13 protein-coding genes are annotated in these 24,857 nt (G+C 50.1%); 1 reads left to right on the forward strand and 12 read right to left on the reverse strand.

The window, feature by feature from the left end:
• Nucleotides 1–11 precede the first annotated feature (11 nt).
• The 12 genes from E1H13_RS00110 to E1H13_RS00165 form a co-directional block, all read right to left on the reverse strand.
• Nucleotides 12–3,122 carry a CHASE2 domain-containing protein gene (locus tag E1H13_RS00110; RefSeq protein ID WP_169611365.1) on the reverse strand — a complete coding sequence of 1,037 codons (3,111 nt, stop codon included), beginning with the start codon at nt 3,120–3,122 and terminating at the stop codon, nt 12–14.
• On the reverse strand, nt 3,115–7,011 hold the full coding sequence (locus tag E1H13_RS00115) for an ATP-binding protein (RefSeq protein ID WP_169611366.1): 3,897 nt from the start codon (nt 7,009–7,011) through the stop codon (nt 3,115–3,117). The genes E1H13_RS00110 and E1H13_RS00115 overlap by 8 nt, the downstream gene beginning before the upstream one ends.
• 9 nt (nt 7,012–7,020) lie before the next feature.
• Nucleotides 7,021–8,592: a response regulator gene (locus tag E1H13_RS00120; RefSeq protein WP_169611367.1), complete on the reverse strand. Its 1,572-nt coding sequence runs from the start codon at nt 8,590–8,592 to the stop codon at nt 7,021–7,023.
• A gap of 89 nt (nt 8,593–8,681) precedes the next feature.
• Nucleotides 8,682–9,005: a hypothetical protein gene (locus E1H13_RS00125; protein ID WP_169611368.1), complete on the reverse strand. Its 324-nt coding sequence runs from the start codon at nt 9,003–9,005 to the stop codon at nt 8,682–8,684.
• Nucleotides 9,006–9,568: 563 nt separating this feature from the next.
• Nucleotides 9,569–9,946 carry a response regulator gene (locus E1H13_RS00130; protein ID WP_169611369.1) on the reverse strand — a complete coding sequence of 126 codons (378 nt, stop codon included), beginning with the start codon at nt 9,944–9,946 and terminating at the stop codon, nt 9,569–9,571.
• A gap of 111 nt (nt 9,947–10,057) precedes the next feature.
• Nucleotides 10,058–11,575, reverse strand: a complete 1,518-nt coding sequence (locus E1H13_RS00135) for a response regulator (protein ID WP_169611370.1) — start codon at nt 11,573–11,575, stop codon at nt 10,058–10,060.
• Between the two features lie 40 nt (nt 11,576–11,615).
• Nucleotides 11,616–16,016: a PAS domain-containing protein gene (locus E1H13_RS00140; RefSeq protein WP_169611371.1), complete on the reverse strand. Its 4,401-nt coding sequence runs from the start codon at nt 16,014–16,016 to the stop codon at nt 11,616–11,618.
• A gap of 10 nt (nt 16,017–16,026) precedes the next feature.
• A complete protein-coding gene (locus E1H13_RS00145) occupies nt 16,027–17,064 on the reverse strand; it encodes a diguanylate cyclase (RefSeq protein WP_169611372.1) in 1,038 nt (345 codons plus the stop codon).
• Nucleotides 17,061–19,154, reverse strand: a complete 2,094-nt coding sequence (locus tag E1H13_RS00150) for an ATP-binding protein (protein ID WP_169611373.1) — start codon at nt 19,152–19,154, stop codon at nt 17,061–17,063. The genes E1H13_RS00145 and E1H13_RS00150 overlap by 4 nt, the downstream gene beginning before the upstream one ends.
• A gap of 174 nt (nt 19,155–19,328) precedes the next feature.
• Nucleotides 19,329–19,586 carry a hypothetical protein gene (locus tag E1H13_RS00155; protein WP_169611374.1) on the reverse strand — a complete coding sequence of 86 codons (258 nt, stop codon included), beginning with the start codon at nt 19,584–19,586 and terminating at the stop codon, nt 19,329–19,331.
• 355 nt (nt 19,587–19,941) lie between these two features.
• Nucleotides 19,942–22,071 (reverse strand): EAL domain-containing protein, encoded by a 2,130-nt coding sequence (locus E1H13_RS00160; protein ID WP_169611375.1) that lies wholly within the window; start codon nt 22,069–22,071, stop codon nt 19,942–19,944.
• A 46-nt stretch (nt 22,072–22,117) separates the two neighbouring features.
• Entirely contained in the window at nt 22,118–23,170 is a 1,053-nt protein-coding gene (locus E1H13_RS00165; protein WP_169611376.1) for an EAL domain-containing protein, read from the reverse strand.
• Nucleotides 23,171–23,667: 497 nt separating this feature from the next.
• Between E1H13_RS00165 and E1H13_RS00170 the strand changes: the two genes are divergently transcribed.
• Complete coding sequence (locus tag E1H13_RS00170; protein WP_169611377.1) at nt 23,668–24,819, forward strand: response regulator; 1,152 nt, start codon at nt 23,668–23,670, stop codon at nt 24,817–24,819.
• Nucleotides 24,820–24,857 lie beyond the last annotated feature (38 nt).

A 24,857-nucleotide genomic window follows, 5' to 3' on the forward strand; every position in this document is an offset into this window, starting at 1 on the left:
AGACAGATTGATTAACGTTTTGACTGGGTGATTTGAATTATCTTATCGAAGTTGAAATTATCTAGCCAATGGGTCATAGTTTTAATCATGGGGTCATAGGCGGAAGGGAGCTGAGCTATCAGTTGCAGTATTGGGCGATCGGCTCCTTTGACGGCTAAATCGTGCAATTCCTGAACCCACTCAGGCGGCATATCTGCTAGCCATGTCGCTAGGGCCTGGGGCGATAAAATATCTGAATTTACAGAAGAATTAGCTTCTTTGGCCGCATCAAGGGGGGATTGATGGCGATAGGTAATGGATAAATGTTCCGCAAGTTTATCTAGCAACAGATCGGTTTGAACCGGCTTGCGCAGAAAGTCATCACAGCCAATGGCGATCGCATTGGCCCTGGTTTCCTCAAAAGGGCTGGCAGTTAAGGCAATAATCTTCGTGCGACCGCAGGACGGTTGGTCAAGTGAGTGGGGTGAACTCTGGGCATTGGCTTGGTCGCATTCTATAGCTCGGATTGCTTGGGTGGCTTGCACCCCATCCATGACTGGCATCCGTAAATCCATCAAAATCAAGTGAGGCTGCCATTGTTGCCACAGGGTAATTCCCGCCTTACCATCTTGGGCAAAACGGAGTTCAAATCCTAAAGGGGTCAGCAATTTAGCTAAAAGCTGGCTATTTTCCCACTGATCTTCGACCACCAGAATTCGACAGGTAGGCTGGTTAGCCGCCAACGCCACCACCCGCCCTTGGGGTGAGTCCGTCGGGGGCAGTGGTGCTTGGGCAGGGGCCACCTGAACGTGGAATTTAAACAGGCTACCCTGGCCTAAAGTGCTTTGGACCGTGATGTCTCCCTCCATCAGGCGCACAAACCGATGGGTGATGGCCAGACCTAAGCCCGTACCAGCTTCGGTCTGGTGGCTAGCATTGACTTGGGTAAACGGTTGAAACAGTTGCCCTAAGGCCTCCGTGGCAATGCCAATACCGGTATCTTCAACCTCAAAGGCCAAGGTAATGGCCCGGGCCGGGGGCAGATCATGGCGTTGGTGAACTCGCAGGGTGATGCTGCCAGCCTTGGTAAATTTGATCGCATTGCCAACCAAATTCAGCAGAATTTGCCGGAGTTTACCCTCGTCGGCCGTGATGTACTGAGGTAAGTCATCGGCAGTTTGAAGCCGCAGTTCCAGCCCCTTGGCCTTAGCCTTGGCCTGAACCATGGTTACTAAGTCGCGCAACAGATGATGCAGGTCAAAGCGAGTGGCATTAAGCTGAATTCTACCCGATTCAATTTTAGACATTTCCAAAACGTCATTGATCAGCCCCAGCAGGTGCTGCCCGCTACGGTTAATAATTTTGAGATGGTTGCGGTGGTCCAGGTGGAGGGACTGATCGTGCCCCATCACCTGGGTAAACCCTAGAATGACGTTCAGTGGGGTGCGCAATTCATGACTCATATGGGCGAGAAAATCGCCCTTGGCCCGACTGGCGGCTGCGCTCCGTTGGGCCTCGCGTAGGGCGGCCTCTTTGGCTTGGCGTAGGGCCGCTTCAGCCTGCTTGTGTTCGGTAATCTCTTCTAGGAGTAGCAAGATGCCAAAGGAGGGAAAAGTAACAGTAGGACGGTTAAGGGATACACAACTGGGTAAGGGTTGTAGGCTGAGGTCAAACCAGCGGTGGTCTCGATGCAGCCCCCTGTATTGACTAGTGTTCCCAGTTTTGAGCTGTTCTAGACTAGTTTGCCACTGATCGGCACTCAGCCAGGTGGGCACCACCGCTGACTGCATCGAGTTGCCCACCTGAATGGCAAACAGTTGGCTGGCTACAGGATTGCAAAACCAGATGCGACCATCACTGTCGGCGGCTAGCAAGCCAACCGGCAGGGTGCGGGCAATGGCAATTTGCATAGCCTGGGAACGCCCTAGCTGCTGGGCTAAGTCGGCCAGCTGGCTGACTTGCGGTATCGCTCCCTGGGGGCGGGGCAGCGGGGCAGCGGACTCCCAGTTCACCCCACTAGTGCGGGCATGGGTGAGTAAATCTTGGTGATAGTTTTGCCACAGGTGGGCGACCTGACGCCGCAGCAGGTAGTCTTCGCGTAGGCGATCGCTGAGGGCAACCAAGGCAGCAGTGGCGATAAACAGGCTAATGGGAGCCGCTGTGGGCAGCCAATAATCGGTCTGAAACAGTAGCAAGCTGAGTAATCCCCAACTGCTACATAGCCCAACCATGGCAACCAGCTGCTGGGGCGTGTTCCACCCGGCCATCAGCCAACTGAGGCCAGGGGCAATCGCTAGCAATATTAGCCAGAGACGGGGGCCACCCAAAGGCCGTAGGGCATTGTTTTGCAGCAGGTTGTGTATGGCTGTGGCCTGGAGGTAGACGCCGCTGGTGGGTGGATTGCGATCAAAGGGGGTGATCAGGGGATCGAGCCCGGCTGCCGTTGCGCCCACAACCACAATTTTGTCCTGGAGGGCAGTTGCCGGAATACGGCCCTCCAGGACGTCCACAAAGGAATAGGGCGTGAATTCTGTGGCTGACCCGACCCAATTGAGCCCCAGGGGTTGCTCGACACTGGGCAGGGTGACTTGCCCCGAAACCAGACCATAGGACTGGATCGCGGATAACGCTAGCGCCGGTTGCCCCTGCCACAGGGGGGGGAGGGAACGCACGATCCCATCGGTATCTTCTCGCCGCATAATATGGCCCACGGCGATCGCGGCCTGCTCTAGCTCCGGCACCGGTACTAAAGCCGTATTTTCAGTATCCCAGGCCTGGGCCAGCACCGTTACCCCCTGCCTTTGTAAGGCTTGAGCCAGTTGGGCGTCGTCGTCACTGGGTTCTGACCAGAGCAGGGTGATCACCACAACACTGGCCTGCTGATGAGTTAAGCGATCGAGCAGTTGGGCATAGTAGTGGCGTGGCCAAGGAAACCGTCCCAGCTCCCTCAGGCTGGCATCATCGATGGCAATGACAGCCAGACGCTCGTCTAAAGGCATCGACCCTCGCAGCTCAAAGAGGTGGCGGTAAGCCATCTGTTCTAAGGGTTGAAAGGCTTGCCCTTGTAAAAGTAGCGCGATCGCGATCGCTGCGATTGTCCCTGGCAGTAGCCGCCAAAGATGTTGGGCCCAGTGTTTAATCATAGCCAGCCGCCCTGGTCAACGCTAGGATGGGCTCAAACTCAAAGTCTTCAACCCATTGGCTGAGCGCCCGACTTAACTGGCTTTGGGGCTCAGGTAGTTGCTGAATTAGCCGCAAGATGTGCGTATCTCGGCCTAGGGTTGCCGCCTGGTGTAGCTGAAACACCCACTCCTTCGGAAGGCCGTCTAGGGTGAGAGCCTCTGTCAGCAGTCTAGGAGGTTCTAGGGAAGTGACGGTTGATTCCTGATTGGCCTTTCTTTCCAGACGCTTATGGGCGACATACTGGTAGGTTAGGTCCAGGTGCTGGGCTAATTTGGTTAGTAGTTCCTGCTCCTGAAACGGTTTACTAATAAAATCGTCACAGCCCGACTCTAAAATAATCGAGCGCTCTTGATCAAAAGCACCACTGGTAACCGCAATGATCTTGGTGGTTGGGCGAGCCGCGAAATGAGTGGAAAACTCAGTCGCAACCCTAGACTGTTGCTCTTGAGCCCGAATTTGCTGGATGGCCTCATAGCCATCCATGATCGGCATCCGAATATCCATTAAGATGGCATGGGGTTGCCACTGCGCCCACAGCAGAATTGCGTCCTGACCATTCTGGGCCACCTGTAAGTCGAACCCTAACGGCTGCAGCAATTTTAGTAATACCTGCTGATTGTCCCAATGGTCTTCCACGATCAGCACCCGACAGGGGAGATGGCAAGGGTGTACGCCAACTACCCGTTGCGTTGGTTGCTCTGCGGCATGTATCGCTGTCGAGGCTGAGGTCACGGGAATTTGAAACCGAAAGATACTGCCCTGGTTAACGACGCTCTCGACGGTGATGGTACCGCCCATCAGCTGTACAAACTTCTGGCTAATGGTCAGCCCCAACCCAGTACCCTCGTTATACTGTTTCCCAGTGCGGGTCTGCACAAACGGCTTAAACAGGCGAGGTACGTCCTCAGGGGCGATGCCTGGACCAGTATCTTCCACCGCAAAACTGAGGGTCATGGTCGCCGTGCGATCGCCATGGATAGCTGTGGCTTTTATGTGCAGGCTTACCTGGCCTTGGCTGGTAAACTTAAGCGCATTCCCTAGCAGGTTGAGCAAGACCTGGCGCAACTTACCCTCGTCGACAGTAATATATTGAGGGACTTGGGACAATCGTTCAAAGGTCAAGTTTAGCCCCTGGGCCGTTGCCTTGAGGGATAACATCTCGTAGATGTTGTCGAGCAGTTGGTAGAGATCAACGTCATGGACCTGAAGTCTGAGGCGACCAGCTTCGATTTTAGACATTTCTAGAACATCGTTAATTAAAGTCAGCAGGTGCTGGCCACTGCGACCAATAATGGTGATGTAGTCCTGGACATCCCCAGGTAAGTTAGGTAACCGGTTGATAATCTGGGTAAAGCCGAGAATGGCATTGAGAGGAGTGCGCAACTCGTGGCTCATATGGGCCAAAAAATCACTTTTAGCTCGGCTGGCGATTTCCGCTGCTTGCTTCGCTTTTTCTAGATCCCTAGCCTGGTCTTGGGCTTGGGTCAGCAGTATCGCCATGGCGTCTTCAGCCTGTTTCCGTTCTAGTTCAGCCCCGACCCGGGCCGCAAAAATCCGGAGAATTTGCTCGGAAAACGCCTGATCTCGCAGGGGGCGATCATCCAATACCTTCAGATAACCAAACACCTCCCCCAACGCATTGTTCAGCGGTATACCGAGATAGCTCTCTGCCGCCAAATCAGCTAAATGTTGATGCTGAGGAAACCTGGATTGAACAGAATCCGGGTAGTAAATAATTTCCCCGACGGCCACCTGTTCACAGGGAGTTCCAGCCAAATCATACTCAATGTTATCCCCCCATTGATCGCCCTGCCAAAAGGCCAAGGTGCGAGCCCGGTTTTTGTCTGGTCCAACCAACTCAGCAATGAAAGCATAGCGAACATCTAGGATTTTAGCTAATTGACGCACTAGCGATCGCAGAAAGTCTTGGCCTATCTTGGCAGCAGTACCCTCTACAATCAACCGCAGTGCCTGCTCCATCTGATGTTGTTTTTGGTGGGTTTGAAAATGTCTTTGATGCAGGGAAATAGCGGCAGCCGCAGCGCTTAAAAGGTCAATTTCCACGGCATTCCAGCCGCGACCTGACTCGCAGTTATCGAACCCAATAAAGCCGAAAAAGTGATCTTCTAATAGCAGCGGTAAAATCAAAATAGCCTGAATTCCTTGGGGTTCCAAGATCAACCGCTCGGATGCCGGGAAATCGGCTACACGGCCATGAATACTCTCACCCCGTGACAGAGATGCAGCCCAGCGCGGGAAAAGCTCTAGGTAGGACATGTTTTGCAGGTCGGGGTTGTCGATTTCGGCGAGAATGCCCTCGGCACACCACTCGGCTCGCTGGCTCATCAACATATTTCCAGCAGTATCCCAATGGTTTTCAAACAGGTAAACCCGGGAGGCTTCCGAGATCGCTCCCAGGGTTTCAAGAACCGCTTGATAGTAGTGATGATGCCCTTGGGTGGCCAACAACTGCCGTTGAATGTCGACCAGGGCGGCGAGGTAGCGTTCTCGCTTTTTTAGATCAGCTTCGGTTTGCTTGTGACTGGTAATATCTGTGCAGGAACCAACGACTTTGATGGGGTTGCCGGCATCATCCCAAACGGCTAAAACCCGATCAAATATCCATCGATAGCTACCATCCTTACATCGCAGGCGATATTCCTGGATTAACTCAGGCTGTCTGTGTTCCAGGTAGGCCGCCTTGGCGGTAAGGACGCGATCGCGATCGTCAGGGTGCAGCAGTTCTACCCACTGTTCTCGAGTATTAGCAAACTCATGGGGCTGATAGCCCAGCATGGCCTTAAACCGATCGGAATAGAACCCCACACCTGTGGCCAGATCAATATCAAAGATGCCGTCGTGGCTGGCTTGAATAATCAACTGCCAGCGGGCTTCGCTTTCCCTAAGGCTGGCCTCAGCACATTTGCGACTGGTAACCTCTCGCTGAACCCCAAAGTGGCCAGTAATGTTTCCCTGCTCATCGTATAGGCAAATATAATCACCCTCGATCCACATCGGGGTGCCATCAAATTTACGTTCCTGGGTTTCCACATGGAGTTGGCCGGCATCAAAGAACTGTCGCCAGACCTGCCGCCCATGCTCTAGATTATGGGCAAAAAAAACTGCCGGTGTCAGCCCCATAAACTGCTCTCGCTCAGCACCATATTGCTTTAGCATCGCATCGTTAACTTTGGTAACGCGCTGGTGGACAAAGACATAGTCCAAAGTGCGGTCTTTATCCACACTGTTGTCCCAGCGGACAGGGTGATCCAGCATCATAAAGAAAAATCCATCCAGGGACTGGGTGAAAAAAAGCTCAAGCCGAGCTTTTGCCTGCTGGAGTTCTTGGAGAATATCCTGGGGTGCCAGAGTGACCAACGGATCTAAATTTAGCTCTAGGTCAAGGGTTGCAGAAGATGGCGAAGGGCTTGCCAGGGGGGAGGCAGTCGCTTGCTGGGTGGTCTGGCGTAGCCCTCGCCAGAGGCTGCTTAGGGTGATTAGGCCTATGGGTTGGCCGGCATCGTTCACCACAGGTAGTGCCGGGAGTTGATGCTGATCAAACAGCGCTGCAACTGTGTCTAAGGAGTCTAGGGCTGATATCGATACCGTGGGAACTGTAGAATTGACGTGCGCTGATAAAGGCTGATGCAGGGTATTGCAGTCCTTTGCTATTAGCGCTATGCCATCTCGCTCGGTAAATAAACCTAGACAGCAACAACTCTCAGGCTCGATGACCACCAGGCAAGGCTGTTGAGTCTGACTAAGCAACGCGATCGCCTCTGCCACAGAGGCCGTAATTGCCACAGTAGACCATTGCTCTTCAATCACCTGGTGGAGGACACTATCCATAGACTGGCATCATTGGCTTTGATCTAAAACCCGTTGGGTGATGGTAAGGATTGATTCAAACTGGAAGTTTCCGTTCCACTCAGCTAAGACCTTGGCCAAGGGTAAATAAACGCCGGGAACCTGTTGGAGCAGACTTGCAATTTGCTGATCAAATCCCTGGGTAGCGGCTCTATGTAATCGGACAACCCAGTCCATCGATAGCGCTTTATTTGCTAAGGCTTCAGCCATCAGAGCTGAAACAGCCTCTAGGGATAAGGCCGAACCGACCGGAGCTTCGTTCGCCAGCGTCTCAATCTCTACTGAATTAGCCACTGGCGTTACATTCAACACTGCTGTTGCCATTTGAATAGGCAGGTGAAATGCCACTTTGGTCCCTTGCCCAGGGGTACTGGTAAGATTAATCTGTCCGTCCAGAGCTTGAATGTATTGGTGACTGATATAGAGGCCGAGCCCTAGCCCCCCTTCGGACTGGGGCTGTGAATCAGACTGAGTAAAGGCCTGAAATAGCTGATTTATCTCATGATGATTGATACCGCAGCCGGTATCTTCGATCGTGAAAGATAAGACGCCAACAGGTCGTTGGCTGTGGCGATTAGGGTGGCCGTTTAAGGGTAAGCCTTGCCAGTCACTATCTCCTAGGACAACCTCAAAGTTCACTTGCCCTGATGTCGTAAATTGAATTGAATTTTTCAAAACTTGAGTCAGAATTTGCTGTAGCTTACTGTCATCTGAATAGATATACTTAGGGATATTAGGGCTGATAGCAATGTTGAGATTTAGTCCTTTTTTTTGAGCTTGAGATTGAAATTCAGAAATAATTTCACCAAGAAATAAGTAAAAATCAAACTCTTTTTTGCTGACACTGATTTGAGATGACTCGGTGCGAGTAATCGTCAAAATTTGATTGATCATTCCAAGGAGACTTTGAGCACTTTTGTGAATGCTAGAAACATAGTCTTGATGTTCTTGTTTGAGGGTTTCATCATTCGCCATCAATCCTGAAAAACCCAGAACCGTATTCAAGGGTGTTCGTAACTCGTGACTCATTTTAGCGATGAATTCACTTTTTGCACGGTTGGCCATTTCCGCAGACTCTTTTGCATCTTGCAGTGCTGCTTCGGTGCGTCTATGGGCCTCAATTTCTTGCTGTAACTGCTGGTTTTGCCTAGATAGCTGATTTTGTAGACGCTGAATGGTTAGTTGATGAGCAATGCGAGCTATGATTTCTGCGGCCTGAAATGGCTTGGTGACATAATCTGCTCCACCCATTTCAAAGGCCTTGACTTTATCAATTACATCATCCAAGGCGCTTAAAAATATGATGGGAATGTCTTTTGTATCTGGATCAGTCTTTAACTGTTGACAGACTGCATAACCATCCAGTATTGGCATGCGAATGTCTAGCAAGATTAGGTCTGGGGGGGACGATTTAACACTCACCAGTGCCATTTCACCGTTAGTAACACAGCGAATTTTATAGCCGAGGTTTGTGAGACTTACCGACAAAATCCGCAGGTTGTCGGGAGAGTCGTCTACGACTAGAATGCTTCCCTTATAGGTGTTCGCTGGTTGTGAATCCATCTAAACTAGAGTGAGTTGAGACAAAAGACGCTAAAAAGGTAGAGCAGACATTGATAAAGCGGTATTTTCTGACTTCAATTAAACACCCTTCATCCAATATTTTTCAAGATCTGAAAGATAGCTTGCTCTAGGACAATCACCTCATGTTCATAACTCTTGTATAAGGCCATCTGGCTATGCAAATTTTGATGAAGGAATACCAGATCTTCAAGCTTTTGGATCGTCCGAGTCGTTCTAGTTTTAGATGATGAAAGGCTTGGGTTTAGAATATCTGTACTGGTCAGTGTTTCAATAGAAAAAAATAAATCGTTAATATTGATGCTTTCCCGGGACCGGGTTTGACTGAGCAACTTACGGATATAGTAGCTGGTTGTGGGAGATAGACGAACTTGAGATACCGTGTGAGTTTTCATGGTTGCGGTCAAAGCGAATGATTTGGTAGATGCGCGGTCAATTGAGTTTGAAAGACTGTTCTATGTGTCTTGGGAGATGTTATGAATGAATACTGTGATTGAGCGATCGCAGGCTTAGCCAAACAGTATACTCCGATGGAGAAGTTGATATACAGACATGGCTGCCTTTTGCGGCCTGAACAAAAGCAACTTCATAAGCCCTGAGTCGCTCTGCTGCGGGGAATAAGCGGAACCGGGTGTACAGCTTATTTTTATAACTACACCCATCTTGAATCCCATGGTGCCAATACTTAAAGGGGTGAACTAGGCTGTGGTCTATGACTAGTGGTGACTCCATAGTGAACGTGATAGACGTGAGAAGAGGTCATGGTAAATGTCGGACTGTGATGGCTTATGGCTTACTTTGCAGTGTAGAAGCTAAATGTGACATCCCTGTGGAGACTATGGCAGGAAGGCCGCAGACAGTAGAACTATTGCCCGTGCACAACAGGTAGAACGGAAATCTCGCCCTACGTACAGGTTGGCGCTGATGGACGTAGGTGAGACATCTCTGCCGTGGAGTACTACTCGCTATCCCACTGCAGGGCCAGGGCGATTTGATCGCCCAACATCCCAGGGTCAAAAGGCTTGCTGATAATGGCTTCTGCACCCAATTCGGCATATTGCTGTTCTGATACAATGCCCCCTGTAGCGGTAAGCATAATCACCGGAATCAATTGAGTTTCAGGGGTTTGCTTCAACGTTTTAAGCGTGCTCAGACCATCAACCTCAGGCATGAGAACATCGAGCAAGATGGCGTCAGGCTGGGTTTCAGCGGCGATCGCCACTCCATCTTGTCCAGAACCAGCGGTCAGCACCCGCCACCGCATTAAGGTTTGCAAACTGACCTTGGCAATTTCGCGAATATCATCTTCATCATCAATCACTAAGATTTGCTTCATACTCAGACCAAGATGCTGGTTATGCCTAAAACTGTAACCGATATTTCCCGTTAGGCCCCTCTGCTCAATTCTGGCGCAGGAAGTTCCTAAGCCAGCAAAGCGTTTCCCCTCCTATCCAACTGGGGGTGGTTTACGCCAGGTTTGCAAAAGACGATGGCGTTCTACTCGGTTGAAAATGCGAGTGATGATTTCAGGTTCGGTGAAGGGCTTGGCCACATAGTCATCAGCGCCAGAATTATAGAGTTTCAGGATCGTTTCTGGCTTCCGGTGGGCAGTCAAAAACAGGATAGGCAACCCGTTCCAGGTATCATGGTCGCGGACCTGTTGGCAAAGGTCGATGCCGTTTAGCTCAGGCATATCCACGTCTAAGATCAGCAGGTCTGGTGCTTCCTGGGCTAATCGGGTCCACACCTGAAGCGGATCATCCAGGGTTAGAACCTCGATGCCCCAGCAAGATAGCATGGTTTGCAGTGTCGCCAGAATAGTGTCATCGTCATCGATGGCCAGGACTTTAATCGGTGCCTGGCCTTCAGCCGGGGATGGGGCCGAGGAAGTTAGGATCACTGCTGCAGGCTGAGATGGTTGGGAAGCGGACGAGGGTTGCTCCGTGGACGGCTGAGGTGGTTTCTCGATCGCTTGCCGGAGCGCCGTGACCAGGCCCTGCAGCTGACTGACCGTTGTCGGGGAAGCCGTGGCTAACTCTTGCTCAATCGCGTGGCTCAGGCGGGATCCTTCCAAAAAGCCAAACATGCCCAGGGAGCCAGATAGTTTGTGGGCATCCGCTAAGGCAACCTGGCGTAACGCCTCGGGCAATGCTCCCGATTCCAGGGCGGCCACCGCTTGCTCTAGGCTCGCTATCCGCTGGAGGGTAGGTGACTTGAATTTTTCCCACAGGGCGATCGCCGCTTCCCGGGCTTCATCCTGCCGGGCGGCTTTTTGCAGGTCGGGGGAGCTAGTAGCAGGGGGTCGCAGTCGGTAGCCCATGCCATATACCGTATCAACCATGGTATCGGCCCCGACTGCTTTGAGCTTGCGCCGCAGCCGTTTAATGTGAGTCCGAACGGTGTCTTCCCCGGGGGCATCGTCAAAGCTCCAGAGATGCTCAAGAATGCTGGTGCTACTAAAAATCCGTTGGGGATGCCGCAGAAACAGCTCTAGCAGGCCATATTCCTTAGGCGATAGGGAAAGTTGCTGATGCTGGTAGGTTACCTCGCAGGTGCTGGGGTCAATGCACAAATCCCCCGATCGCAGGATAGGATCCGCTAGATTGCCGGGGCGACGCAGCAAAGCCCGGATGCGGGCAGAAAGCTCGTTGAGGGTGCAGGGTTTGACCAGATAGTCGTCGGCCCCTGCATCGAGCCCTAAAACTTTATCGGCGGTATCGCCCTGGGCGGTTAACAGCAAAACCGGCTTGCCATAACGGGCCTGGCGCAGTCTTTGGCAGAGACGAATGCCGTCAAGCTTAGGCAAGTTAACGTCTAACACGATCAAATCATAGTCGGCTGCCAGGGCATAGTCCCAGCCTGCTTCGCCGTCGGCGGCCACATCCACAGCATAGTGTTGCGAACCCAGGAAATCTGCAAGTTGCTGGGTTAAAAGCTCGTCATCGTCTACCAATAAAATGCGCATATGCTGTCTCCAAGCGCTGTGATACCCATCGAGGCGATCGCTACTGGCGATCGGAGGGCAGGGTCAGTTGCATCAGAACCTCAAATTTAAAGTCTTGCAGTAACAGGTCAAGGGTGTCGATTAAGGCCTTGTGTTCAGGGGGAATTTGTTGAACCAATTGGGCCACTTCGTGGCTGTCACAAAGCATTGCAGCTCGGTGTAGGGCACTAATCCAATCGGCAGACATGACCTGAAGGGCACTAGCCTCTAAGCGGTTGCTCAAGGATTTTGGCGGTAGATCTTGGGTTTGCTGGGCGACCGCCTGGGCGTAGCGATAGCGCAAACCCAGGTGATCAGCCATCTTGGCCAGCAACAGATTGAGCTGAATAGGCTTGCTGACAACGTCGTCACAGCCGGCCCCGAGGGCCTGGTAACGCTGATCGCGAGAAGCCTGGGCGGTCAGGGCAATAATGACTGGCCCCAGCCCTTCGCCGTGCTTCTGGGCTTCGGCCCGAATGCAACGGGTAGCTTCGTAGCCATCCATCTCTGGCATGCGCAAATCCATCCAGATCAGGTGGGGATGCCACTGACGCCAGCGGGCGATCGCTTCGGCCCCGTTAGTCGCTTCCTGTACCGCTAGGCCCAGTCTAGAGAGAGAAGCTACCAATAGATAGCGGTTTTCGGGCTGATCATCGGCAACTAAAATGCGGTAAGTGGGCTGCCCTGGTGCCAGGCCAATCACTGTACCCAGGTTGTCTGTTGAGGTGACGTCTTCGGCCTGGGCCAACCGCAGGGGCAGAGTGAATCGGAACGTGCTCCCCTCTCCGAGGGTGCTGTTGACAGTTAGCTTCCCTGCCATCAAATGCACCAGGCTGCGACTAATGGCTAGGCCCAGCCCGGTTCCTTCGAGCGATACTCTGCCTGCTTTAGCCTGGGTAAAGGCATCAAAGATGGCAGCGAGGTCACTGGGGTCTATACCTGTACCGGTATCTTCAACGGCAAAGGCAAGGTACGCCGAGGGCTGGTCTATTGCAGACTCTGGGGCAATTTCCTCTGGGGAGTGCAGGCTGACCCGCAGGGCAATGCCCCCTACTTCAGTAAATTTCACAGCGTTGCCCAACAGATTAATTAATACCTGGCGCAACTTGTTAGGATCCGCCACGATGTATTGGGGCAAGTCCGGTGACAAGGCTAGGGTAAAGGTTAGATCGTTATCTTCTGCCCGCTCCTGGAACATGGCTTGGAGATCGCGGAGCAAGCTGAAGAGATCGATACTTTCGGGCTCTAGGGTAATGCAATTGGCTTCAATTTTAGACAGATCCAGAATGTCGTTGATTAGATGTAGCAGATGGTCGCCGCTGCGCTGCATGATGCGGATGTATTCTCGCTGCTGGGCCTGAAGGGAGGAATCGGCATTGAGAATTTGGGCAAAGCCCAGAATCACATTGAGGGGAGTGCGCAGTTCGTGGCTCATGTTGGCCAAAAACTCGTCTTTGATGCGGGTGGCGCGACTGAGGTCTTGGTTGGCGATCGCCAGCTCCTGGTTGCGATCGCTCAACTGCTGCTGGGCGCGCTGGCGCTCCTGTAGCTCTCGCTGGAGTTGCTCAAATAGAATGGACTGCTGGAGGGCGATCGCCAGTTGGTTAGCCAGCTGCTGCCCCAGGTCAATGTCTGACGATAGCCACTGGCGGGGGCCACAGCACTGGTGAATGCACAGCAGCCCCCAAAGGCGATCGCCACAGAGCAAGGGCAGCACTAGGCTGGCCCGCACCTGAAACTGGGCCAGAAGGTTGGCGTGGCAGTCAGCCAGATTGGCTTTGTCGGTATCATTAATCACCAAATAATGACCCTGCCGATAGAGGTTGGCGTAGTTTGTTCCAAAGCAGTGGTCATGGACCGGGGTGGCCAGCACCGAGGCCAGACCATCAACGCAGGCTTCGGCGACAAACTCACCCTCGTCGTAGCCCGATTCGGAGTAGAACTTAAAGATTCCCACCCGATCGGCATGGAGACAGCGACGAATTTCCTGGCAGGCGGTGGTAAAAATTGTGGATAGGTCCAGGGACTGGCGAATGCGCTGGCTCACCTCCCGCAGCAGGGTTTCCCGGGCCGCCTGCTGACGAATAATATGCTCGACCCGCTTGCGATCAGTAATGTCGATAACCACCCCGAACATCCGGACGATTCGCTCCCCCTGATACTCGAATTCAAGGCGGCTGTTAATATGGCGTACTTCACCATCGGGTCGAAGGATACGCATATCAAAGTTTTGGGGAATCCCCTGATTGGCCTCAGTAACCCGCTCTAAAAAGCAGGATCTATCATCGGGATGAATCTGCTCAAGGTGCTCATTAAAAGTCGGCTCATCCTGGTCTGGTGCCATACCAAAGATCCGGAAGATCTCGTCTGACCAGGTAATTTTCTGGGTGGCTAAATCAAAAGACCAGTACCCCAAGTGGGCTATTTCTTGGGCCTTTTCCAGTTTTTCCCGCAGGTCTGCCAGGGATATTTCGGAGTTTTTGCGATCAGTAATATCTTGATATAGACCAATGAATCGGAGGGGCTGACCGGCTTCATCCCACTCCACCACTTTTCCCTGGGCTAAGCTCCATCTATAGGTACCATCTTGGCAGCGGAGGCGATGTTCATTTGTATAAATTGCAGTTTCCCCCTGCACATGTTTTGCAATATCTGCATCTAGCTGGGCCTGATCTTCAGGGTGAATCCGGTTTGCCCACTCGGCAAGGGTGTTGTCAGCTGTTTCATCAGCACCGTAGCCCGCGATTTCTTTCCAGGGGTTTTGGGAATAAACTATCTCATTAGTTTGCATATTCCAGTCCCAGGTACCAGTGCTACTGCTTTGTAGGGCTAGCTCTAGCCGTAGTTGATTGTCCCGTAGCGTTAGCTCAGTCTGTTTGCGATCGGTAATGTCTAAACAAGTGCCAAATAGGCGAGTTATTTGCCCCATCTCGTCGCGACCGATTTTGCCACGTCCTTCGTGATAACGAATTTCGCCATTGGGTAGCAGAGCCCGATAGTCAATTTGGTAGGGTGTACCCTGGCTAACCGCCTGCTCAATCGCCTGGACCACCAGCGGGCGATCGTCGGGGTGGATCATCATTAAGTAGGCGTCGTAGGTCGGTGCCCCTGCCGCTGGATCGAGACCAAACATCCGAAAGAGTTCTGGTGACCAGGTGATGGCTTGACTCGCCAGATCAAAGGACCAGTTGCCAATGTGGGCAATCTCCTGGGCCTCTAGCAGGGCTGCTTGCAGGTTGGCCAGCTCTAGCTCGGCTTGCTTCTGGGCCGTGGTCTCTAGCACAATGCCATGCCAGACCACCTCCCCATTAGGCCGCCGTTCTGGACGTGAACTAGCCTGAAGCCACTTGGTTCTGCCCGACGAGGTAATAATCCGCCACTCACAGCGAAAAGTAGTCATCGCCTGGAGACTAGCCCGGTAAGTTGCCAGATATCGTTCCCGATCCTCAGGATGGACTTGCGCAGAAAGTAGCGCCCCATTTTGCATCGCGGCAGCCACTGAGATTTCATCGACTTCTTCCACTGCCGGACTGATGTAGTCAAAGCGCACGATGCCTGACTCGCTTTCTACGACGCTATAAATCACGGCTGGGGATGCAGCCGTGAGCTGTTGAAAGCGGGCGTCGCTTGCTTGCAGAGCCAGTTCAACTTGCTTGCGATCGTCAATGTGGGTAGCAATACCTAAGCAGCAGGTTGCGGCGCCCACCTCAGGGACAAAGGGCGATAGATTAGTGGAATACCAGTGGTAGTGGCCGTCTTGGTGTAGCGCTCGAAATTCTAGATTCTGACAACCTTCGCCCTGTAGGCAAGCCTGCAGGGCCTCGACACAGTGGGCCAGGTCGTCTGGATGGGTAACGTCAGCGAAAGGGCGATGCAGTAGCTCGTCCAGGGCATACCCGGTCACCTTGGTCACCTTATCATTGAGAAAGCTCAGGGTGAGATCGGGGGCAATCATGAACACCAGGCCGTTAATGGTGTCAATTACCTGGCGTAGCTTATGCTCGCTGGTCTGAAGGGCTAGCTGGCTGGTTTTTTGCTCGGTAATATCGCGGACGTAGCCGTACCAGTGGATGCTGCCATCTGGGCTAGGTCGGGGAGAGGCATCGCCTTGCACCCAACGTAGATGGCCATCTGCGTGGTAGATGCGGTGCTCGCAGTGCCAGGCGGTAAGGTGGGTGGCAGAGTCCTGCACCGCCTGCATTAGATCAGCTAAGTCATCGGGATGCACGGCAGCTAGCATGGGGCCAGCATCGTCTTGGATCGACTCTGGGGACAGGCCGTACAGGTCTACCAGGCCCTCGCTGGCGTAGGGGAAGGCCATGCGACCATCAGGATACTGGACAAACTCGTAGATTACCCCGGGAATGTGGCGGGCGATGTGGCGCAGGCGATCGCTGTCAGTAGAGGGGCGCGATGGGAACATGGGACAGTCACTAGCTCACCTGATACAGGATAGTCTCACCATAGCAGGCAATACAGTCGCGCTGGGCTTTGGCCCGGTACATGGTACTGTCGGCATCGGCCAACACTTGGTCAATGGTTTGGCGGGGTTGGCCATTGTAAAGCTTGATACCAAAGCTGCCGCCAAGGGTTAGAGTCTGCACGCCAATGGAAAAGGGTTGGCGTAGTCGACCAAGTAACCGCCGGGCCAGATCTAAAACAGTGGTGGCGGACTCCACCTGCTCGATGAGGAATACAAACTCATCGCCGCCCAGGCGAAATAAATCGTCGCCGCGACGCAGCTGCAGTCGCAACGCCTGGGCGACCTGAATCAGTAGCTGATCGCCGACCTGATGGCTGTAAGTGTCGTTGATTTGCTTAAAGCCATCTAGATCGAGAAAAATTAGCGCAAAGGTTTGCCGTTCATAGTTGGCTTTGGCGATCGCCCGTTCTAAACGGTCCCTGAGCAGTCGCCGATTGGGCAACTCAGTTAGGGGATCGTGGGTGGCCATCTTTTCGCTCTGGAGCATCCTTAGATAGGCCGTCTGGAGATGAATCAGGGTTTCTTTTAAGTACACCAGAGCCATTTCCAACTCATGGGTGCGCTGAACTACCGCCTGCTCGAGGGATTGCCTCAGTTGCTGAAGCTCCAGGTGATTTTTAACCCGAGATAGTAGCTCAATGTCTTGGATAGGCTTATTAATGTGGTCCACAGCACCCAGGGAAAAGCAGTTTTCAATCACCTCCACATCGGTGAGGGCCGTGATGAAAATAATCGGAATATCAGCGGTCTCTGGCTTTTGCTTGATCTGGCGACAGGTTTCAAACCCATCTATACCCGACATCTTAATGTCGAGCAAGATCAGATCTGGATGGTATCTCTGCAGCCGCTTTAGGGCTCGCTCACCGCTGCTAACGGCGGCAACTCGGTAACCTGTCTGGGTCAAGGTATCCGTCAGCATCTCCAGATTTTCAATGTTGTCGTCAATGACTAAAATCTCCGCAGCTAACATCTCTGGCCCATGGGTCATAGCACTAGGCCCTCCTGCCCGGCTTGGGCTAGAACTGCGCTTAGGTGTTGCTCGATTTCCTCAGTTCTAAACTGCTTGGCCAACCCCAGCAGGGGATCAACAAAGCCACTGTAGCCGTGATCTTGCTGCTTCAGCGCCGTCAGGTGTTCTCGCAAGCTCTGGATATTATCCTGTTGGGCTAGCTGCAACAGGGTGACCAGGGTAGCGACAGGCGGCACCAACCGGGCGACATCAGTGGTGCCTGTTTCTGGGGCCGTGTGACTGGGAGTGGCGTAAGCCCAGGTCAGATTAAGGCATGTGGCTAGGGTGGCTAACAAGGTCTGAGCCTGGATAGGCTTGGCCAGAAAAATATCGCCGCCGCAGTTTAGGGCCAGTTGCTGGTCGGCTTGGGATACCGAAGCTGAGGACACTACAATGGGATAGTGTCGGAGTTGGTCGTCTTGCCGTACGGCTTGGATAAAGCCATAGCCATCCAGCACTGGCATGGCCAAATCAGTAATCACCAGGTCAGGGAGATGCGATCGCATCTGGACCAGGCCAGTCTCACCGTTGTCTGCCTCCAGCACCTCAAACCCCAGGGGGGCCAGCAAGCCAACCACGACCGAGCGGTTCTGCCAGTTATCGTCGACAATCAAGATGCGGCGGGGAGGCCCCAGATATCCGACAATGCGATCGCCCAAAGTGAGTGCTAATTGCCGAGATCCCCACTCCGTGACCAATGGCAACTCTAACGTAAAGGCAAATGTGCTGCCCTGTTCCAGTTGGCTGCTAACCTCAATGACGCTGGCCATCAACTGCACAATCTGCTGGCTAATGGCCAGTCCCAGCCCGGTTCCTTCCACGGTCGGGCGTCCAGTGTCCAATTGCTCAAAGGCCTGAAAAATCCGTTGGAATTCGGTTTTAGCAATACCAATGCCGGTATCGACCACGCAAAACCGTAGCGATACTCGATCATCTGTGGCACTGAGCACATCCACCTGAAGCGTGACCGAGCCCTTCTCTGTAAATTTGATTGCATTACCGACCAGGTTGATCAGGACTTGCCGCAACTTTTTCTCGTCAACCTCGACACCAATGGGTAAATCGTGACTGGGTCGATAAAAGAAGCTGAGCCCTTTTTGATCGGCCTTGACTTTACAGATTTCGACCACACTCTGCAAAAGAGACAGCAGATGGGTGGCTGTTGGCTGCAGCACCATCTTGCCCACTTCGATTTTGGCTAAATCTAAAATTTCATTGATCAAGTTAAGCAGGTGGTCGCCGCACTGATGAATAATATCGATACCCTGGCGATCTTGGGTAGACAGGGTTTGGGATCGGGCTAAAATCTGGGCATAGCCCAGAATGCCATTCAGGGGGGTACGCAGTTCGTGGCTCATGTTGGCTAAAAACTCACTTTTGGCCTGGTTGGCCTTATCGGCCTGGTCCTTAGCGAGGGTGAGTTCCTGGGTGCGTAGCGCCACTTTTTCTTCCAGGGTGCGATTGATTTCCTGCAATGACTGTTCCATCTGATGGCGGGCAATTGTGCCGCCAAAGCTACCTGCGATCGCCCAAAGAGTGGCAATTTCTGTTTCGCTCCATTGATGGGCGATTTGGCACTGATCAAACCCCACAAATCCCCAGACTTGATCCTTCAATTTAATCGGCACCACCAGGATCGACAAAATCCCTTGAGGCTCCAGCAATGCTTGCTCTGACGGGGGAAAATCCTGAATCAGCCCCACAATCGAGCGGCCTTGACTTAATTCCACTTGCCATCGCGGTAAAAAATCGCTGTAGGGCAAATTCTGTAACATTGAGTTGTCAATTTCAGGGGCCACACCGGCAGCTACCCACTCCCAGCGTTGACTCAGTGCGGGTACTCGAGTCGGCTGATGGGGATGATGTTCAAAAATATAGACGCGATCGACCCCGGTGGCCTCACCTAAAATGCTGAGGGCAATGTTAATAGCAGCATGGTAATCGCTCTCGGTCAGCAACACATTGGTGGCGATCGCCACACCCCGCAGCAGACGCTCATAGATATCTAGCGGCAAGCCATTTAAGTGGACAGGGGAAGCATTGGTAGACGTAGTCTGTATTAGTGACATCCTTAGACTTCCCATTTATGTTTTCAACGCATTAGAGTGCTAAATATTATCGTTCCAATTGACGTCAAACCAGATCCAAGTCTAGACCTGTAGTTTCCCCACAGGCAAAACTCCAGGTCTAGACTTGATATAAACTCAAGCTAGGAAATCCCAGAATAGGTCAGAATTCATGAGTCAATTCTTTCTTTTAAGGGCATTCTTTCTTTTAAGGGCATTGCGTTTCACATTTAAGCGAAGTTTATCGAGAATATCAGGACAGGTTTCGGAACTTTCATCTCTTGATGAAAGACGCTTTTTCTCTTTTTCAAAATTCAATATTTCATCGTCACCATCTGCTTGATCTTTATTGACATTATGGCTCACCCTGCCCTGAAATTTATCGAGAACTTCAGAATAAACTTCGAAATTCTCGTCTCTTGATGAAAAACGCATTTCTGAAAATCGGTAAATAGCACACTACGATAAACAAATAATACTACAAAATTGCCAAAATAAAGCGTGTCTTATCGCCATTAACGCAATTTTTGAGGATTTCACATATACCAATTCCGGTTCGGGATCCGTAGTTTCCCCACAGGCAGAAATCCAGGTCTGGACTTGGATTTAATTTAGCTTAAAAGAAGCACTGGTAACTACTCGATCATTGATCGATTTGGCAGATGTTTAGAATCAGATATAAATCGAGTTAATCATGATTTACGTCAATTCGATTTAGGAATTTAAAATTTTCCAGCATGAGAAATTTAAAATCTAGAATTGAACTTGGTTTATACATGACTAATAAGCTTCAGTGAGCTTTGATGCAGGCTCTAAAATTAGACTCTATCAAGCAATCGACATTCTCTGTTGTCATTGGCTTGCCAAAATAAAAACCTTGGCCATAGTCACATTTAAAGGCCTTTAGCCAAGCCACATGGCGAGCACATTCTATCCCTTCGGCAATAACTTCAATGCCAAGATTATGAGCTAAACCAATAATCGATTGAATGATTGTGACCCCGGCGTTTATGCCATCTATTTCAATTCCGCTAATGAAAGATTGATCAATTTTAAGTGCATCAATTGGAAGATCGTGTAAATAATTCAATGAAGAGTATCCGGTGCCGAAGTCATCAATTAAAAATTTTATTCCTAAATTATCTAAGCACCTGGCAATATTAATAGCGATTTGAATGTCTTCCATCAAGGTAGCTTCAGTGATTTCCAACTTTATGTTAGAGGCATTCACTTGATATTGCTCAATTAGATTTCGAAGCAAGTTAATTAGATCTGAATTAAAAAACTGACACTTGGAAATATTGATGCTCAAAAATATGGGTAAATCATTTCCAAAGTGACTCTCCCACTCTTTAATTTGTCGAAAAGATTCCTGAAGTGTCAATTGACTAATCAAATCAGTTAATCCAGCATCTTCAGCATGCTTTAAAAAATGACTTGGTTCCAGCAAGCCTTCTTGGGGATGAGACCAACGAATTAAAGCTTCCAATCCAATTAGTTTTTGAGTTTTGAACTCAAAAATTGGTTGATATAAAAGCTTAAACTCTTGACGCTCAATCGCTCGCTTTAAAGCACTATCGAGTCGCAGAAATTCTAAGGATTGATTTGCTTGCTCTGGTTCAAAAACGGCATATTTTGCACGACCAGAGTATTTTGCCTGGTACATTGCAATATCTGCATCTTTTATAATTTCTTCAACACTATTATAAACAAAGTTGCTAAAAGCAATACCAATACTGGCACTCGGAAAGATTTCTCTACCCTCTAACACCACAGGAAGACTAATTTTTTCCTGAATCCTTTCAGCAACTTCAGTAGCATCATCAATGGTTTGGATATCATGTAGTAAAATGCCAAATTCATCGCCCCCCAGACGGGCAACAATATCCTGAGGACGTAGGCAGTCTTTTAGACGAGAAGAAATTTCAATTAGCAAACGATCGCCTGCTAGATGCCCCAAGCTGTCATTGACGATCTTGAACCGATCCAGATCTATAAAGATGACTGCAAAATGATATCTTTCATCCCTTTGCCTTAAAATAACGGAGCAAGCTGTCTTTTCCATGAAAAAATTACGGTTAGGCAATCTGGTTAAATCGTCATGATTTGCCTTTATCAACAATTGCTTCTCGACAGCTTTTCGTTCGTTAATATTTCTAATGAAAATGGTTTGACAACCATTTTCATTAGGAGAAATTCTGATTTCGCAATATAAAACTTGATTTTTATAAGTAAATGAATACTCAAATGTTTCCAGGGATTGTGTCTTTTCAACTTCTCTATAATGACTTAAGATGCAAAGGGAAAATTTGACTGGGAAGCATTCAGAGATAAGTTTATTCAGATGTTTCGTGGATAGCTTTGGCAGGTTTTTGTCGATGCTGTTTTGAAAACTGATGATACGACCTTCAGAATCAGTTCTGATAGACAGGTCAGGATGTTCAGACATCAAGTTTAAATCAGGGGTCAGATTATTTTTTAGATTGAATTTTTTAAAATCTATAAAGTTTATAGATTCGATTTCTGTTTTTTCTGAGGCTATTGATTTTTTTGGTTTTTCATTAAAATGAAAAGCCTTTACCTCTCCATAAGCACCTTTGCAGAAGGTTATTTTGTCTCCGGATTTTAGTATCTTACTTTTGATTTTCTTTCCATTAATAGTAACGCCATTTTTGCTTGGACCTCCTCCAGGTTCACCATCTGTAATCAAATAACTGTTATTTAACCACATGAGACTTGCGTGATAGCGAGATACTCCCTGGCAAGATAGATGAATATCGCGATCGCGATCGCGTCCAATGGAGTAAAAGCTTCGCTCTAGATAGATGGATTTCTGATTAAATCCATCTTTGACTATAATCATGAAATCACTAGGATTCATGTGAGTAGTTTGACAGCTTTTTCCCTGATTTAGTTTCATATTTAAAACGATAGCGATTTAGAACTTCATTGAAATTTTGTTGTGATTATTCTAGTGTTAGTTTTCTTGGAAAACTAAACTTTCCTTCTGTTAACTGCTGGGCAAGCATAGACGCTACTCCCTTGGCATCGATAGGCCTTGAAAAAAAATAACCCTGCATTTTTTGACAACCTAGCTTTTGCAGATTTATTAAATCCTCTAAACTTTCTACTCCTTCTACAATTACGTCTAGACTTAGTCGTTGGGCTAACATTAAGATGGCTTCACTCATAATCCAGTTTTTGTTGCGAACAAAAGATTGGTCAATTTTAAGAGTATCAAACGGTAGCTCTTGAAGCCTGCCGAGAGATGAGTAGCCCGTGCCAAAGTCATCAATATAGATTTGTACACCGAGACAACGTAATTCAGTTAATATTTTAAGAGCTATATGTTCATTTTTTATTAAAACACTTTCTGTAATTTCTAGCTTGAGGTTGTTAGGAGCAATTCGATTTTCTACTAATATTTTTTTGATTTGATCGACCAATCCAGAATTTCGTAATTGTGCTGCTGACAGATTCACACTAACATTGAGGGGTGATTGGGACGATAAGTTGTTCTGCCAGCGACCTAATTGCCGACAGGCTTCACTCAATAAAAATAACCCTAGGTCATATATCAAGTCTGTCTTCTCCGCCAGCGGAATAAAAATTTCTGGAGAAATTTCGCCTCGGGTATTATGATGCCACCTGGCTAATGCCTCAAAACCAATAATCTGAGCTGTCTGTAAGCAAACTATGGGTTGATAAAGTAGAGAGAACTCTTCTTTCTCAACGGCTTGATGCAGATCATTCTCTAGCTGTAAATGTTCAAGTTTAGATGGCGATAGCACCGTCATCGGCGGACTTGGTTGCATTTCAAGGGTGTTAGCTAGACGGTTGAGGCGCTCAGCATTATTGATAGCGATAGTCAGTAAGTTTTTGGCATCCTCAGACAATGTGTCAAGGTGCTGATAACCCAGCAGCTTGAGTGCTCCTTGGATAGAGGTTAATGGAGTCCTCAACTCGTGACAAAAGAGCAAGGATTTGTCGTGGGTAAGATGGGTAGAGCTCTCTAGCATACAAGAATAGTTTGTGGTGTGATGGGCTGCATAGTGGTCATCAAAATAGAGAAGACGTAGCGTACGACCGATTGGGGAGATCGATGAAATGGCACGCTATAAGACTCATCCCAATACGTGAAGGGGCCATGGAACGGGCAGGACTTGTCCATAAGGCAACCAGAACTGGCTTTAGCTAAAGACCACGAAGGGAATGTCAACTAGGGGCTAAGACAGCGATTTCCCATTCGCTGGTTAAGGGTTGGGTCAACCCTGATAGCTAACCTAGAGGATAAATGTGGCATTTTTGTGAACTTCTGAATGTCAAGCGGAGATAACGGTGTGTTGAAGTCTTGGGCTGCCACAGGATTGTCACAGTTATCCGCCATGATGAAACTGTTCCTGGAATCGTTGGCTGTCCTTAACGGACAAGTGGATCATGGCTGGCTACCCTAGCTCGGGTTTACCCAGGCTATTGGGTAGTTAGCCATGCCGCTATTTTTATGGCTTGTAGTTCTATGCAATCGTCTTTATCTTCGTCGCCTGCTCAAATCACAGTGCTATGTATTGCCTGTAGCTCGGAAAACTGCGATCGCTGGCAGGAGTGGCTCAAGGCTGATCGTCGCTACCGCTTGATAGTTTGGCAAAGCGATGTCAATGTCAATCTTGGCCCAGCTTGGTCGCCAGCCGTGATTTTACTAGGAAGTGGAGCCGGAATTGACCGTCTGACGGCCCTCACAACCCAGTGGCCTACCGCTGGAGTCATGGTCATACTAGAGCCAGAGCAGGAAGTCGAAGTGGCTGACTGGCTGGCCCAGGGGGCTGATGATTATTTGATTAGCCAGCAGTTCTCTCAAATTCGCCTTTGTTACGCTGTACACCGGTTGGCGACCCAAGCCCAAGTGCTTGAACAGCGAATTGCCGCTTGTACAGCAGAACTCCGGCAGGCCAAGCATGTGGCTGAGATGACTAATCATATCAACCATCGTTTAATGGCTGACCTGAGCCATGATTTGCGCAACCCACTTAGCAAAATCTTGGGGCTTAGTCAGTTGCTATCGGATGATGCTAGCCTGCCTCCCCAGCATCAGGACACATTGAATATGATTTATGCCAGCGGCGAGTATCTCCTGAGTATAATCAATGCTGCGCTTAACACCATCCAGCCCAGGCCTGAGGTCCTACCTAGGCGATCGTCACGGCGAGTAGTGGGGTTGGCTCCTGGTTCTATGCCCTGTCGCATCTTAATCGTGGATGATGATTGGACCAGTCGGGTGCTGTTGCAGACTCTATTGCTCCCTTTAGGCTTTGAACTTCAGATAGCCGTCAACGGGCAAGAAGCTATTACTGTCTGGGCCGACTGGCAACCCCATCTCATTTGCCTGGCCATGGCCATGGATGGCCTTGATGGCTATACAACCACGCGTCATCTGCGTACCATAGAGCAGAAGCAGCTTAAGCCTGAAACGCCGCCTCAATGGTTTATTCCCACTCCGATTATTGCCCTGATAGACCGGCATCAGGACGACGCAAATCAGGCTCAGGTCGCTGGTTGCAACAGGTGGTTGCCTAAACCCATTCAGCCTGACCAAATGCTTGAAGCTATAGCTCGGTGTTTGGACGTGAAGTATATCTATGCCCCTGAGCCAGCTGCAGTAGAACTCAACTAGGCTGGCTCAAAGTCCATCGACTCTAACCCATAGGCGAG

Origin of the sequence: Nodosilinea sp. P-1105, assembly GCF_012911975.1 — a bacterium.
GTDB lineage: Bacteria > Cyanobacteriota > Cyanobacteriia > Phormidesmidales > Phormidesmidaceae > Nodosilinea.